Origin of the sequence: Pseudomonas sp. Xaverov 83, assembly GCF_019352905.1 — a bacterium.
Taxonomy (GTDB): Bacteria; Pseudomonadota; Gammaproteobacteria; order Pseudomonadales; family Pseudomonadaceae; genus Aquipseudomonas; species Aquipseudomonas yamanorum.
Window position 1 is genome coordinate 12,605 of the sequence record NZ_JAAAFU010000007.1, and the last position, 12,646, is coordinate 25,250.

General features: G+C 60.6%; 13 protein-coding genes. 6 read left to right on the forward strand and 7 right to left on the reverse strand.

Going from position 1 to position 12,646, the window contains the following annotated elements:
* Positions 1 to 254 precede the first annotated feature (254 nt).
* The 4 genes from purM to K0H47_RS02800 all read left to right on the forward strand — a co-directional run bounded on the left by purM (position 255) and on the right by K0H47_RS02800 (position 3,127).
* Entirely contained in the window at positions 255 to 1,313 is a 1,059-nt protein-coding gene (gene purM, locus K0H47_RS02785) for a phosphoribosylformylglycinamidine cyclo-ligase (protein WP_063032448.1), read from the forward strand.
* Complete coding sequence (purN, locus tag K0H47_RS02790) at positions 1,313 to 1,963, forward strand: phosphoribosylglycinamide formyltransferase (RefSeq protein ID WP_219271890.1); 651 nt, start codon at positions 1,313 to 1,315, stop codon at positions 1,961 to 1,963. Before purM ends, purN begins: the two co-directional genes overlap by 1 nt.
* An 8-nt stretch (positions 1,964 to 1,971) precedes the next feature.
* Positions 1,972 to 2,685, forward strand: coding sequence for a DUF3108 domain-containing protein (locus K0H47_RS02795; protein WP_003210742.1), 714 nt, complete (start codon positions 1,972 to 1,974; stop codon positions 2,683 to 2,685).
* A gap of 253 nt (positions 2,686 to 2,938) precedes the next feature.
* Positions 2,939 to 3,127 carry a hypothetical protein gene (locus K0H47_RS02800; RefSeq protein ID WP_008438187.1) on the forward strand — a complete coding sequence of 63 codons (189 nt, stop codon included), beginning with the start codon at positions 2,939 to 2,941 and terminating at the stop codon, positions 3,125 to 3,127.
* 181 nt (positions 3,128 to 3,308) lie between these two features.
* Here the strand turns inward: K0H47_RS02800 and K0H47_RS02805 are convergent, their stop codons facing one another.
* From K0H47_RS02805 to K0H47_RS02835, 7 genes are all read right to left on the reverse strand, one after another.
* Entirely contained in the window at positions 3,309 to 3,854 is a 546-nt protein-coding gene (locus K0H47_RS02805) for a DUF2058 domain-containing protein (protein WP_093200557.1), read from the reverse strand.
* 25 nt (positions 3,855 to 3,879) lie between these two features.
* Entirely contained in the window at positions 3,880 to 4,713 is an 834-nt protein-coding gene (mazG, locus tag K0H47_RS02810; RefSeq protein ID WP_063032452.1) for a nucleoside triphosphate pyrophosphohydrolase, read from the reverse strand.
* Positions 4,714 to 4,866: 153 nt separating this feature from the next.
* Complete coding sequence (gene relA, locus K0H47_RS02815; protein ID WP_219271891.1) at positions 4,867 to 7,110, reverse strand: GTP diphosphokinase; 2,244 nt, start codon at positions 7,108 to 7,110, stop codon at positions 4,867 to 4,869.
* Between the two features lie 134 nt (positions 7,111 to 7,244).
* Entirely contained in the window at positions 7,245 to 8,597 is a 1,353-nt protein-coding gene (rlmD, locus tag K0H47_RS02820) for a 23S rRNA (uracil(1939)-C(5))-methyltransferase RlmD (protein WP_219271893.1), read from the reverse strand.
* Positions 8,597 to 9,499 carry a cysteine synthase CysM gene (gene cysM, locus K0H47_RS02825; RefSeq protein ID WP_017479132.1) on the reverse strand — a complete coding sequence of 301 codons (903 nt, stop codon included), beginning with the start codon at positions 9,497 to 9,499 and terminating at the stop codon, positions 8,597 to 8,599. The genes rlmD and cysM overlap by 1 nt, the downstream gene beginning before the upstream one ends.
* A 100-nt stretch (positions 9,500 to 9,599) precedes the next feature.
* Positions 9,600 to 10,196 carry a tRNA-uridine aminocarboxypropyltransferase gene (locus K0H47_RS02830; protein ID WP_219271895.1) on the reverse strand — a complete coding sequence of 199 codons (597 nt, stop codon included), beginning with the start codon at positions 10,194 to 10,196 and terminating at the stop codon, positions 9,600 to 9,602.
* 5 nt (positions 10,197 to 10,201) lie between these two features.
* Entirely contained in the window at positions 10,202 to 11,095 is an 894-nt protein-coding gene (locus K0H47_RS02835; RefSeq protein WP_003210734.1) for a LysR family transcriptional regulator, read from the reverse strand.
* 157 nt (positions 11,096 to 11,252) lie between these two features.
* Between K0H47_RS02835 and speB the strand changes: the two genes are divergently transcribed.
* Together speB and K0H47_RS02845 are read left to right on the forward strand one after the other, a co-directional pair.
* Positions 11,253 to 12,203 carry an agmatinase gene (gene speB / locus K0H47_RS02840; RefSeq protein ID WP_003210733.1) on the forward strand — a complete coding sequence of 317 codons (951 nt, stop codon included), beginning with the start codon at positions 11,253 to 11,255 and terminating at the stop codon, positions 12,201 to 12,203.
* The gene (locus K0H47_RS02845) at positions 12,203 to 12,628 is read left to right on the forward strand and encodes a nuclear transport factor 2 family protein (protein ID WP_003210732.1); all 426 of its coding nucleotides are present in this window, start codon (positions 12,203 to 12,205) and stop codon (positions 12,626 to 12,628) included. Before speB ends, K0H47_RS02845 begins: the two co-directional genes overlap by 1 nt.
* Positions 12,629 to 12,646: the final 18 nt, after the last annotated feature.

A 12,646-nucleotide genomic window follows, 5' to 3' on the forward strand; every position in this document is an offset into this window, starting at 1 on the left:
GTAAGTTTTTGTACTGTCATAACGATAGCGAGTTAAAGGCTATACCTTAATACGGCCCGTGACCGACTCGATTAGCGATTTTTTTAACAGCTATTGCCCCTGCCCGTCGGCCCGAGGATGGCCGCTGCCCTTCAAGCCTGATAAAATCGCGCGCCTTCGCAGACCGTCAATGGCAGGCCATGCTGAAACTTCAGGTTTCGGTATACCCGCCGCATTCGGTCGTTACCCCTGAATCCCCCCTAAAGGCCTGGATCATGAGCAAGCAACCCTCCCTGAGCTACAAGGACGCCGGTGTAGACATCGACGCCGGTGAAGCATTGGTCGAACGCATCAAGAGCGTCGCCAAGCGCACTGCGCGCCCCGAAGTCATGGGCGGCCTGGGCGGTTTTGGCGCCCTCTGCGAGATCCCGGCCGGCTACAAGCAGCCTGTATTGGTCTCCGGCACCGACGGTGTGGGCACCAAGCTGCGCCTGGCACTGAACCTGAACAAGCACGACAGCATCGGCATCGACCTGGTTGCCATGTGCGTGAACGACCTGGTGGTGTGTGGCGCCGAGCCGCTGTTCTTCCTTGACTACTACGCCACCGGCAAGCTCAACGTCGAGACCGCGACCCAAGTGGTTACCGGTATTGGCGCTGGCTGCGAACTCTCCGGCTGCTCCCTGGTCGGCGGCGAAACCGCTGAAATGCCAGGCATGTACGAAGGCGAAGACTACGACCTGGCCGGTTTCTGCGTCGGCGTTGTCGAAAAATCCGAAATCATCGACGGCTCCAAAGTCGCCGCCGGTGACGCCCTGCTGGCCCTGCCATCGTCCGGCCCGCATTCCAACGGCTACTCGCTGATCCGCAAGATCATCGAAGTGTCCGGTGCCGACATCGAAACCATCCAGCTCGACGGCAAGCCTTTGACCGACCTGCTGATGGCACCGACCCGTATCTACGTAAAGCCTTTGCTCAAGCTGATCAAGGACACCGGCGCGGTCAAGGCCATGGCCCACATCACCGGTGGCGGCCTGCTGGACAACATCCCGCGCGTACTGCCTAAAGGCGCCCAGGCGATTGTCGACGTGGCCAGCTGGCAGCGCCCGGCGGTCTTCGACTGGCTGCAAGAGAAAGGCAACGTCAACGAAACCGAGATGCACCGCGTGCTGAACTGCGGCGTGGGCATGGTCATCTGCGTGGCTCAAGAGCACGTTGAAACCGCGCTGAACGTCCTGCGTGAAGCCGGCGAGCAGCCTTGGGTCATCGGCCAGATCGCTACCGCCCCAGAAGGCGCTGCCCAGGTTGAACTGAAGAACCTCAAGGCTCATTGATGTCCCAGACCTGTGATGTCGTGGTGCTGCTCTCCGGCACCGGCAGTAACTTGCAGGCCCTGATCGATAGCACGCGTACCGGCGACAGCCCGGTGCGCATCGCTGCGGTGATCTCCAACCGCAGCGACGCCTACGGCCTGCAACGCGCCAGGGACGCGGGTATCGACACCCGCTCCCTGGATCACAAGACCTTCGAAGGTCGCGAGGCCTTCGACAGCGCCTTGATCGAACTGATCGACGCCTTCAATCCCAAGCTCGTGGTACTGGCCGGCTTCATGCGCATTCTCAGCGCTGACTTCGTGCGCCACTACAACGGGCGACTGCTGAATATCCACCCGTCCCTGCTGCCCAAATACAAAGGGTTACACACCCACCAGCGTGCCCTGGAGGCCGGCGACACCGAGCACGGCTGCAGCGTGCACTTTGTTACCGAGGAACTCGATGGCGGGCCTCTGGTCGTACAGGCAGTAGTTCCGGTAGAGTCTGAGGACTCTGCGCAGACACTTGCGCAACGGGTTCACACCCAGGAACACAGGATTTACCCGCTGGCTGTTCGCTGGTTCGCTGAGGGGCGGTTGATTCTTGGCGACCACGGTGCATTATTGGACGGTCAGTTACTTGCGGCCAGCGGCCACTTGATTCGAACCTAGGAGACTTTATGCGTCGCGCCCTGCTCTTCGCCTTTGCGCTGTTCGCCTTGCCTGCCGTGCAAGCGGCAGACCTTCACCCTTTCTCCGCGAGCTACACCGCCGACTGGAAGCAGTTGCCCATGAGTGGTTCGGCAGAGCGTAGCCTGACCAAGAATGACAACGGCAGCTGGACCTTGAATTTCAAGGCTTCCATGATGATCGCCAGCCTGACTGAAACCAGCGTGATTCGCTTCGACAAAGATGCCCTGCAGCCGGTGAGCTACACCTTCGAACGCGGCGGCCTCGGCAAGACGAAGAAGATCAACCTCGACTTCGATCAGACGGCCAAGAAAGTCACCGGCTTTGAAAACAAGGACCCGGTCAACGTGGCCCTTCAAAGCGGCATGCTCGATAAGTCGACCTACCAGTTGGCATTGCAGCGCGATGTTGCAGCCGGCAAGAAAAGCATGAGCTACAACGTCGTCGAAGGCACTGATGTCGACACCTACGACTTCCGCGTGATCGGCCCGGAAAAGGTCCAGACCAAAGCCGGCTCCATCGATGCAATCAAGGTCGAGCGCGTGCGTGACCCGACTCAAAGCAAGCGCATTACCCAAATGTGGTTTGCCAAGGACTGGGGCGGCATCCTGGTTGCCCTGCGTCAGGTCGAGACCGACGGCAAGGAATACAACATCATGCTGCAAGACGGTACCGTTGACGGCAAGGCTGTCAAAGGCAGCTGATCCTCAGCACAGTGAAAGAGCCTCGCGCATGCGGGGCTTTTTTTCGCCTGTCACCTGACGCCAACATGAAACTTTTGTCATATAACTCAGCGCCCTGCGACGCAATGTCGCGGTTTCCGTGGGCTCGGGCGATTACTGCAAATCCTGTAAAGGTGTGTTGCAATTCCTGGTTATTTACTTAGCAAGCTAACAAATCATATAACAAAGGCCTGCGACGCCTTGCCGCAGATCAACCAGAGATTGGAGCAAGCAGATGACTGTAAAAGTAACTGAACGCGACGATGAACATATGTCCCATGAAGCAGTAGCCCACGGGATTCACATCTGGGATGTACACCAGCAAGACCTGCTGGTCGGCATGTTTCACGACGAGACCGAAGCTCATAATTATAAAAACGAGCTCGAGACCCTTGAGATGAAACGCCAGGCGCAAAGCTCCTGAAACTCTGAAATCCTGTAGGTAGCCAGCCCCACGCAGCTGGAATATCTAAAAACACAAACCCCGCCTTTTGAGCGGGGTTTGTGTTTTTGGGGGTTGGGATTTTGGGGGCGCTTCGCACCCCAGCGGGAGCAAGCTCCCTCGCCACAGCAAGCCCCCTCGCCACAATGTGGTTTCTAACGCATTACCACATCAGATCGTCAGGGATCTGGTAGGCGGCGTACGGATCATCCTCATCCGGCACCTGGCTTTCGGTCAGGACGTTCATCTGGACGATACGCTCCGGCGCCCGCTCCTGGATCTTCAGCGCAGCTTCGCGCGGGATCACCTCGTAACCGCCACCGTGATGCACGATCGCCAGGGAGCCATTGCTCAGCTTGTTACGCATCAGCGTGTTGACCGACAGGCGCTTGACCTTCTTGTCATCCACGAAGTTGTAGTAGTCCTCGGTGGTCAACTTGGGCAGGCGCGAGGTTTCGATCAGTTGCTTGACCTGGGCAACACGGGCCTTGGCCTCGGCTTTTTCCTGCTGCTGACGGTTCAGCTCCTGGTCACGCTTGACCTTCTCGGCATGCGCTTCGATGGCCAGGCGCGCCTGGGTATCGTCGGCTGCGACCTGGCCTTTATGCACCAGCCGCTGCTGTTTCTGTTTCTCTTTGCCGACCTGCTTGGCCTGCTTTTGGTTGACCAGGCCTGCTTTGAGCAACTGGTCGCGAAGGGAAATGCTCATGGTGCTTACTCACTTGGGCAACGGCTCAGCCGCAGCTGGACAGATTCTTTTCCTGGCGTTTGGCTTCGCCCCACAGGGCGTCCAACTCTTCGAGGGTGCAATCTTCTATGGGACGGTGGGTCTCGCGCAATGCCTGTTCGATAAATCGGAAACGTCGTTCGAATTTTGCGTTGGCTAAACGCAGGGCCGCTTCCGGGTCGACCTGGAGGTGACGGGCCAGGTTGACCGCCGCAAACAGCAGGTCGCCCACCTCATCCGCGATGGCTGCCGGGTCGTTATCGGCCATGGCTTCCAGCACTTCATCCAGCTCTTCGCGTACGTTATCCACCACCGGCAACGCCGCCGGCCAGTCAAAACCCACCTGCCCGGCGCGCTTTTGCAATTTGGCGGCACGGGAAAGCGCGGGTAAGGCCGTGGGTACGTCATCCAGCAGGGACAATTGCTGTGGCGCGTCGGACTTTTCCGCACGCTCCTCGGCCTTGATCGCTTCCCAGCGTTCCTTGACTTGCTCTTCGCTCAACTGCGGGATATCCAGCGGCGCATACAAATCACCGGTGGGGAACACATGCGGGTGACGGCGAATCAGTTTGCGGGTGATGCTGTCGATCACCCCGGCAAATTCAAAGCGCCCTTCTTCTCGCGCCAACTGGCTGTAATACACCACCTGGAACAACAGGTCGCCCAACTCACCTTGCAGGTGATCAAAATCCCCGCGTTCGATGGCGTCGGCGACTTCGTAGGCTTCTTCCAGGGTGTGGGGGACGATGGTGGCGTAGGTTTGCTTGATGTCCCACGGGCAACCGTATTGCGGGTCGCGCAGGCGGTTCATCAGGTGCAGCAGGTCTTCAAGTGAATACATCAGTCTCTTTCCGCAGAAGTGGAAACGCTGAGGATCAAATGTGGGAGCGGGCTTGGTCGCGAAGGCGTCGTGTCAGTTGCCTGATATTTGACAGACACACCGCCTTCGCGAGCAAGCCCGCCCCCACATTTTAGTCCGCGCTCATCCAGCTACTCATGGCGTGCGATTACGCCGGGTCTCAATGATGTTCGGCAACTGGGAAATACGCCCCAGCAACCGCCCCAACGCGTCCAGCCCAGGAATCTCGATAGTCAGGGACATCAACGCGGTGTTGTCCTCTTTATTCGAGCGGGTATTGACCGCCAGCACGTTGATCCGCTCATTGAGCAGCACCTGCGACACGTCGCGCAGCAGGCCGGAACGGTCGTAGGCACGGATGACGATGTCCACCGGATAGGTCAACACCGGCACCGGGCCCCAGCTGACCTGGATGATCCGCTCCGGCTCGCGCCCGCCCAATTGCAACACCGAGGCACAGTCCTGGCGGTGAATGCTCACCCCGCGTCCCTGAGTGATGTAACCGACGATAGCGTCGCCCGGCAATGGCTGGCAGCAGCCGGCCATTTGCGTCATCAGGTTGCCGACACCCTGGATCTGGATATCGCCGCGCTTGCCCGGCTTGTAGCCGGTGGCTTTACGCGGGATCAGTTCCAGCTGCTCGCTGCCACGCTCCGGCTCAACCAGTTGCTGGGCCAGATTCACCAACTGCGCCAGGCGCAAATCACCGGCACCGAGGGCGGCGAACATGTCTTCGGCGATCTTCATGTTGGCCTTTTCGGCCAGCTTGTCGAAGTCCACCTGCGGCAGGCCAAGACGCGCCAATTCGCGTTCGAGCAAGGTCTTGCCGGCGGCGACGTTCTGGTCGCGCGCCTGCAATTTGAACCAATGGACAATCTTCGCCCGCGCCCGGGAGGTGGTGATGTAGCCCAGGTTCGGGTTCAGCCAGTCGCGGCTCGGCGTACCGTGCTTGCTGGTGATGATCTCGACCTGTTCACCGGTCTGCAGGCTGTAGTTGAGCGGCACGATGCGCCCATTGATCTTCGCGCCACGGCAGTTGTGGCCGATCTCGGTGTGCACGCGGTAGGCAAAGTCCAGTGGCGTGGCGCCCTTGGGCAGGTCGATCGCGTGGCCGTCGGGGGTGAAGATGTAGACCCGATCGGGTTCGATGTCCACCCGCAACTGGTCGGCCAAACCACCGATGTCGCCCAGCTCTTCATGCCATTCCAGCACCTGGCGCAACCAGGAAATTTTCTCTTCGTACTGGTTGGACCCGGCCTTGACGTCGGTGCCCTTGTAACGCCAGTGAGCGCATACACCCAGCTCCGCTTCTTCGTGCATCGCATGGGTACGGATCTGTACTTCCAGCACCTTGCCCTCGGGGCCGATCACTGCCGTGTGCAACGAGCGGTAACCGTTTTCCTTGGGGTTGGCGATGTAGTCGTCGAACTCCTTGGGGATGTGCCGCCACAGCGTGTGCACGATACCCAGTGCGGTGTAGCAGTCGCGCATTTCCGGCACCAGCACGCGCACGGCACGCACGTCGTAGATCTGGCTGAAGGCCAGGCCCTTGCGCTGCATTTTGCGCCAGATGGAATAGATGTGTTTGGCCCGGCCGCTGATGTCGGCTTCAACGCCGGTGGCCTGCAACTCCGTGCGCAACTGGCTCATCACGTCGGCGATGAAACGCTCACGGTCCAGCCGCCGCTCATGGAGCAGCGTGGCAATCTGTTTGTATTGATCGGGTTCGAGGTAACGGAAGGACAAGTCCTCCAGTTCCCACTTGATATGGCCGATGCCTAGGCGGTGGGCCAGGGGCGCGTAGATGTCGAACACCTCGCGGGCGACGCGGTTGCGCTTTTCGTCATCAGCGGTTTTCACTGCACGAATCGCGCAGGTGCGTTCAGCCAGCTTGATCAGCGCGACGCGTACGTCGTCGACCATCGCCACCAGCATCTTGCGCAGGTTTTCCACCTGGCCCTGGGTGCCCAGCACCATGGACTGGCGCGGGCTGAGGCTGGCACTGATCGCCGCCATACGCAGCACGCCGTCGATCAGCTTGGCCACCACGGTGCCGAAACGCTGGCTGACGGTGGACAATTGAATATGCCCTTCGCGCACGCCGCGATACAGCACCGCTGCGATCAGTGAATCCTGATCGAGCTTGAGATCGGCGAGGATCTCGGCGATTTCCAACCCGGTGCGAAAGCTTGAAGTGCCTTCGGCCCACAGGTTCTTGGCCGCATTGTCTTGCTGTTCAGACTCACGAGCGAACTCGCAGGCTGCTTTCAAGGCTTCACGGTCCAGTGCCGGGTCGACACTGATGGCATGATCCAGCCATGCCTCGAGATTGATACTGCCGTCGGTGTTGATCGGCTGGTGTGCTCTCACCTGTACCATCTTGCTTACCTTCCCTACGACGCACCTTTAGTGCGTCAAAATCATCGCTGACCTGCTTTACAAAAAAGCTTGTGCACGCTCCCTGGCAGGTCACAGGCCCAGGAGATGCAGGCCAGTCGGATTAAACGGGCATCCTAGCCCGCTTCAAATAACGCCATGGCCTCGACATGGGCCGTCTGGGGAAACATGTCGAGGATCCCGGCACGTTTTAGCCGGTAGCCTTGCTTGACCAACTCGACCGTGTCCCGCGCCAGCGTTGCCGGATTGCAGGACACATACACCAGGCGATCAGCCCCCAGGGTAGCGAGCTTGCGCACAACCTCCAGGGCACCATCGCGGGGTGGGTCCAAGAGTACCGCAGAAAAGCCCTCTTTGGCCCACTCCGCGTCGGTCAAAGGCTGAGACAAATCGGCCTGAAAAAACTGCACATTATGCAAATTATTACTGACGGCATTGTGTGCCGCCCGGTCCACCATGGCCTGCACGCCTTCCACCGCCACCACTTCCCGCACTTGGCGGGCCAGCGGCAAGGCGAAGTTGCCCAAACCACAAAACAAATCCAGCACCCGCTCGTCGGGCTTTGGCGCCAGCCATTCCAGGGCCTGGGCGACCATCGCCTCGTTGACCCCGGCGTTGACCTGCACAAAGTCTCCCGGGCGGTACGCCAACTGCAAATCCCACTGTTCCAGACGATAGCCCAAGGCCTGGTCCGGTTCGAAGGGTTGCGGCTGACCCTCTCCATGCAGCCACAATTGCGCTTCATGAAAAGTACAAAATTCCTGCAGGATCGTCAGGTCCGCTTCGGACAAGGGCGCCATGTGTCGCAACAACACGGCGATCGACGACCCGCTGAACAACTCCACATGCCCCAACGCCTGAGGTTTGCTCAAGCGTCGCAACATGTTTGGCAACCGCTGCATGATCGGTTGCAAGGCCTGTACCAGCACCGGGCAATCGTCGATGGCGACGATGTCCTGGCTGGCCACGGCGCGAAAGCCGACTTCAAGTTTCTTCGCCTTGGCATCCCAGCGCACGGCCACGCGGGCACGGCGGCGATAGCCGAATTCCGGCCCGCTCAAAGGCGCGGCCCACTCCTGGGGTTCGACACCGGCCACGCGGGATAATTGCTCGGCGAGCATGCGCTGTTTCAGGGCGAGCTGTTCGTCATGGGGCAGGTGTTGCAGGCTGCAACCGCCGCAACGGCCGGCGTGTACACAGGGTGCCGGGCGGCGCAGTTCGCTGGCGGTAAATACGCGCTCGGTGCGGGCCTCGACCACTTTGCCGTGGGCGCCCAACACCCGCGCTTCCACCTCTTCGCCGGCCAGCGCCCCCACCACAAACCAGGTGCGGCCTTCAAAGAACACGATGCCACGGCCGTCGTTGGCCAGGCGCTCGATGGTCAGGCGCTGCTTCTTGCCTACAGGAATCTGCGGGGCGCGGCTGCCGCCCGTCGGTTGGAAGCGCAGGCCTCTCTCGTGCTTGGCCATCAGTTGGGCGCGTCGAAAATGCCGGTCGACAGGTAACGGTCGCCACGGTCACAGATGATCGCGACGATCACCGCGTTTTCCAACTCCTGGGACAAGCGCAACATCCCGGCCACGGCACCACCGGACGACACGCCGCAGAAGATACCTTCTTCACGGGCCAACCGGCGGGTGGTGTCTTCGGCTTCACGCTGGGCCATGTCGATGATGCGATCAACCCGAGCGGCGTTGTAGATCTTCGGCAAATACTCTTCGGGCCAACGACGGATCCCCGGGATCGCCGAGCCTTCCATCGGTTGCAGGCCGACGATCTGGATCTCGGGATTCTGCTCCTTGAGGTAGCGCGAGTTGCCCATGATGGTGCCGGTGGTGCCCATCGAACTCACGAAGTGAGTGATGGTGCCCTGGGTCTGGCGCCAGATTTCCGGGCCGGTGGTGGTGTAGTGCGCCTCGGGGTTGTCGCCGTTGGCGAACTGGTCCAGCACCAGGCCACGGCCTTCGGCGGCCATACGCTCGGCGAGGTCACGAGCACCTTCCATGCCTTCTTCCTGGGTGACCAGGATCAACTCGGCGCCATAGGCGGTCATCGCCGCCTTGCGCTCGGCGCTGCCGTTGTCGGGCATGATCAGGACCATCTTGTAGCCCTTGATCGCCGCAGCCATGGCCAGGGCAATCCCGGTATTACCGGAGGTGGCTTCGATCAGGGTGTCGCCGGGCTTGATCTGCCCACGCAACTCGGCGCGGGTGATCATCGACAACGCGGGGCGGTCCTTGACCGAGCCGGCCGGATTGTTCCCTTCGAGCTTGAGCAGCAAGGTATTGCTGGTGTTGCCCGGCAGGCGCTGCAAGCGGACCAGCGGGGTGTTGCCGACGCAATCGGCGATGGTGGGGTACTGCAAGGTCATGGCGTATTCGCAATCCAGACTGCGGGGGCGATCATCATACCGGGAAAGGCTGGCGGGCCATATCACGCAAAGTGTGGTGCTTATCGCTTAATGGAATAAGTCAGGCGGGGCCGTGGTTTCTCTGAAACACTTCATCGCCCATCGCGGCAATTTGCCCTTCGATCAATGCCTCAAACGGTTTCAGCAGCGGTTCGAATGAGGTGGGCGCTTCGAGCACCTGCAACGCCTGCACGATGGCCTCCACCGTCGATAATGCCCCGGGCCCCGGCGCCTTGCGCAACCGGTACCGGGACACAGCGCCTTCCGCCAGCGTCACTCTTGGCAATGCTGCCAACAACGGATTGAGGTGCAACAACTTGCGTGCCTTGCGCCAGGTGCCGTCCGGCACCACCAGCAGCAACGGTTCGTCGGATGGCGTGTAGGCCTGTAACGGTTGCGCATCCTCGGCAGGGAATAACAATCGCGCCTGATAACCCGGCGGATTCAACAACGCCTGCAAATCTTCAAATACCTCGCCGACTACCAACTGCGCATTCACCAACCCCAGCGCCGCCAACCTCGCTGTGTTCAAGGCGTGATTCACCTCGCTCGGATGCTGCAACAGCAACACCCGAGTGCGGCTATCCAGCCGGGGGATCAGCGGGCACAGGCAATGAGCAGTGGGCCGCAGGCAGCGGGGGCATTGGGGTCTGGACATGGTTTTCAGGCCTGGTTGAGCTGGGCTTTAAGTAAATCGCGGAAGGTCTGGATCAATGGTTCGCGGCTGCGGCCCCGGCGCATGATCATCGAGAACGGCGCCTGGTAGCCAAAGGTCGCCGGCAGCAGCACCCGCAAATCCCCCTTGTCGGCCCAGGCCTGGGCGTAGTGTTCCGGCAGGTAGCCGATGTAGGCGCCGGACAGCACCAGGATCAGTTGCGCCTCCATACTTTCGACCGTGGCGGCGCTGTGCTTGAAGCCGTGGCGCGCCAGTTCGGCCTGGCTCCAGTAACCACGACCGACCATGCGTTGCTGGGTGATCACTTGCTCCGGGATGCGCCGCTCGTTGAACAGCGGGTGACGGGTGCTGCAATACAGCCAGTGCTGTTCGCGGTACAGCGGCATGTAGATCAGCCCGCTCATGCGGTTGGAGAAGGCACCGATGGCCAGATCCAGGCGATTGTCCTGTACCCCCAACTGCAATTCGTAAGGGCTCATCACCGACAAGTGCAGATGCACCGCCGGGTGTTCCTGGCTGTAGGCGCCGATGACTTCGGCAAACGGCAAGGCCTTGTCGCTGACGGTGGAGTCGAGTACGCCGAGTTTTAGGGTGCCGCGTAGTTCGCCTTTGAGCGCGGCGGCGTATTGCTCGAAGCCTTCCAGCTCGCCCAGCAGGCGCAGGGTTTCCTGATGGAACAATTCGCCCTTGCTGGTCAGGCTGAACCCGCCCCGGCCGCGATGACACAGCACCAGACCCAACGCGGCTTCCAATTGGCTCATGTAAGTGCTGATGGCCGAGGTCGACAGGTTGAGTTCGTGCTGGGCATTGGCGAAACCCTGGTGCCGCACGACGCTGACGAAGATGCGCAGGAGTTTCAGGTCGGGCAAGGCGTTGGCCATGGGCTCTCCAGAAGCAAACATAAAACCTGTGGGAGCCGAGTTTACCTCAGGCATTAGTTTAGAAAAATCTGAACTAAGTATTTGCCCCTGCCGATTCTTCCCTTCCCGTGCATTTCGCAGAATCGGCCTCTAATAAACACAACGATGAGGCAATCCCGTGGACAAGATTTTCCACCAACCACTGGGCGGCAACGAAATGCCGCGCTTCGCCGGCATCGCCACCATGATGCGTCTTCCCCATCTGCAATCGGCCAAGGGCCTGGATGCCGCCTTTGTCGGCGTGCCCTTGGACATCGGCACCTCCCTGCGTGCCGGCACCCGTTTCGGGCCGCGGGAAATCCGCGCTGAATCGGTGATGATCCGCCCTTACAACATGGCCACCGGCGCCGCGCCGTTTGACTCGCTGTCGGTTGCCGACATCGGCGACGTGGCGATCAACACCTTCAACCTGCTGGACGCCGTGCGCATCATCGAAGAAGCCTACGACGAGATCCTCGAACACAACGTGATCCCTATGACCCTGGGTGGCGACCACACCATCACCCTGCCGATCCTGCGGGCGATCCACAAGAAACACGGCAAGGTCGGGCTGGTCCACATTGATGCCCACGCCGACGTCAACGACCATATGTTCGGCGAGAAAATCGCCCACGGCACCACCTTCCGCCGCGCCGTGGAGGAAGGCTTGCTGGATTGCGACCGCGTGGTGCAAATCGGCCTGCGCGCCCAGGGCTATACCGCCGAAGACTTCAACTGGAGCCGCAAACAGGGGTTCCGTGTGGTCCAGGCCGAAGAATGCTGGCACCACTCCCTGGCCCCCTTGATGGCGGAAGTGCGCGAGAAAGTCGGCGGCGGCCCGGTGTACCTGAGCTTCGACATCGACGGCATCGACCCGGCCTGGGCGCCTGGCACCGGCACCCCGGAAATCGGTGGCTTGACCACGATCCAGGCGATTGAAATCATCCGTGGCTGCCAAGGCCTGGATCTGATTGGTTGCGACCTGGTAGAAGTTTCGCCGCCGTACGACACCACCGGCAACACCTCGCTGCTCGGCGCCAACCTGCTGTACGAAATGCTCTGCGTACTGCCGGGCGTGGCGCACCGCTGATGAGCGCCCAGGCCGAGGTATTAAAAGCCGCGGCCGACCTGGTGTCGGCCTTCGCCCGCAATGATCGCGATGCCTATTTCGGTGCGTTCAGTGCCGACGCCAGCTTCGTGTTCTACACCCTCCCCCAACCGTTGCTGAGCCGCGATGCCTATCAGGTGTTGTGGGACAGCTGGCGCCGGGACGAGGGATTTGAGGTGCTGTCCTGCACCTCAAGCAACGCGTTCGTCAGCCTGCACGGTGACGTCGCGGTATTTGTGCATGACGTGGCCACCGAGCTGCGCATGAACGGGGAGCAATTCTTTAGCCAGGAACGCGAGACCATTGTCTTCAAGCGACAAGGGGATCGCACACAACAAAAAGAAGGCCTGTGGCTGGCCTGTCACGAACATTTGTCCGCTATGCCGGAAGGGCTGCCGCCCCATTAGCCAATGTGATCGGAGCAG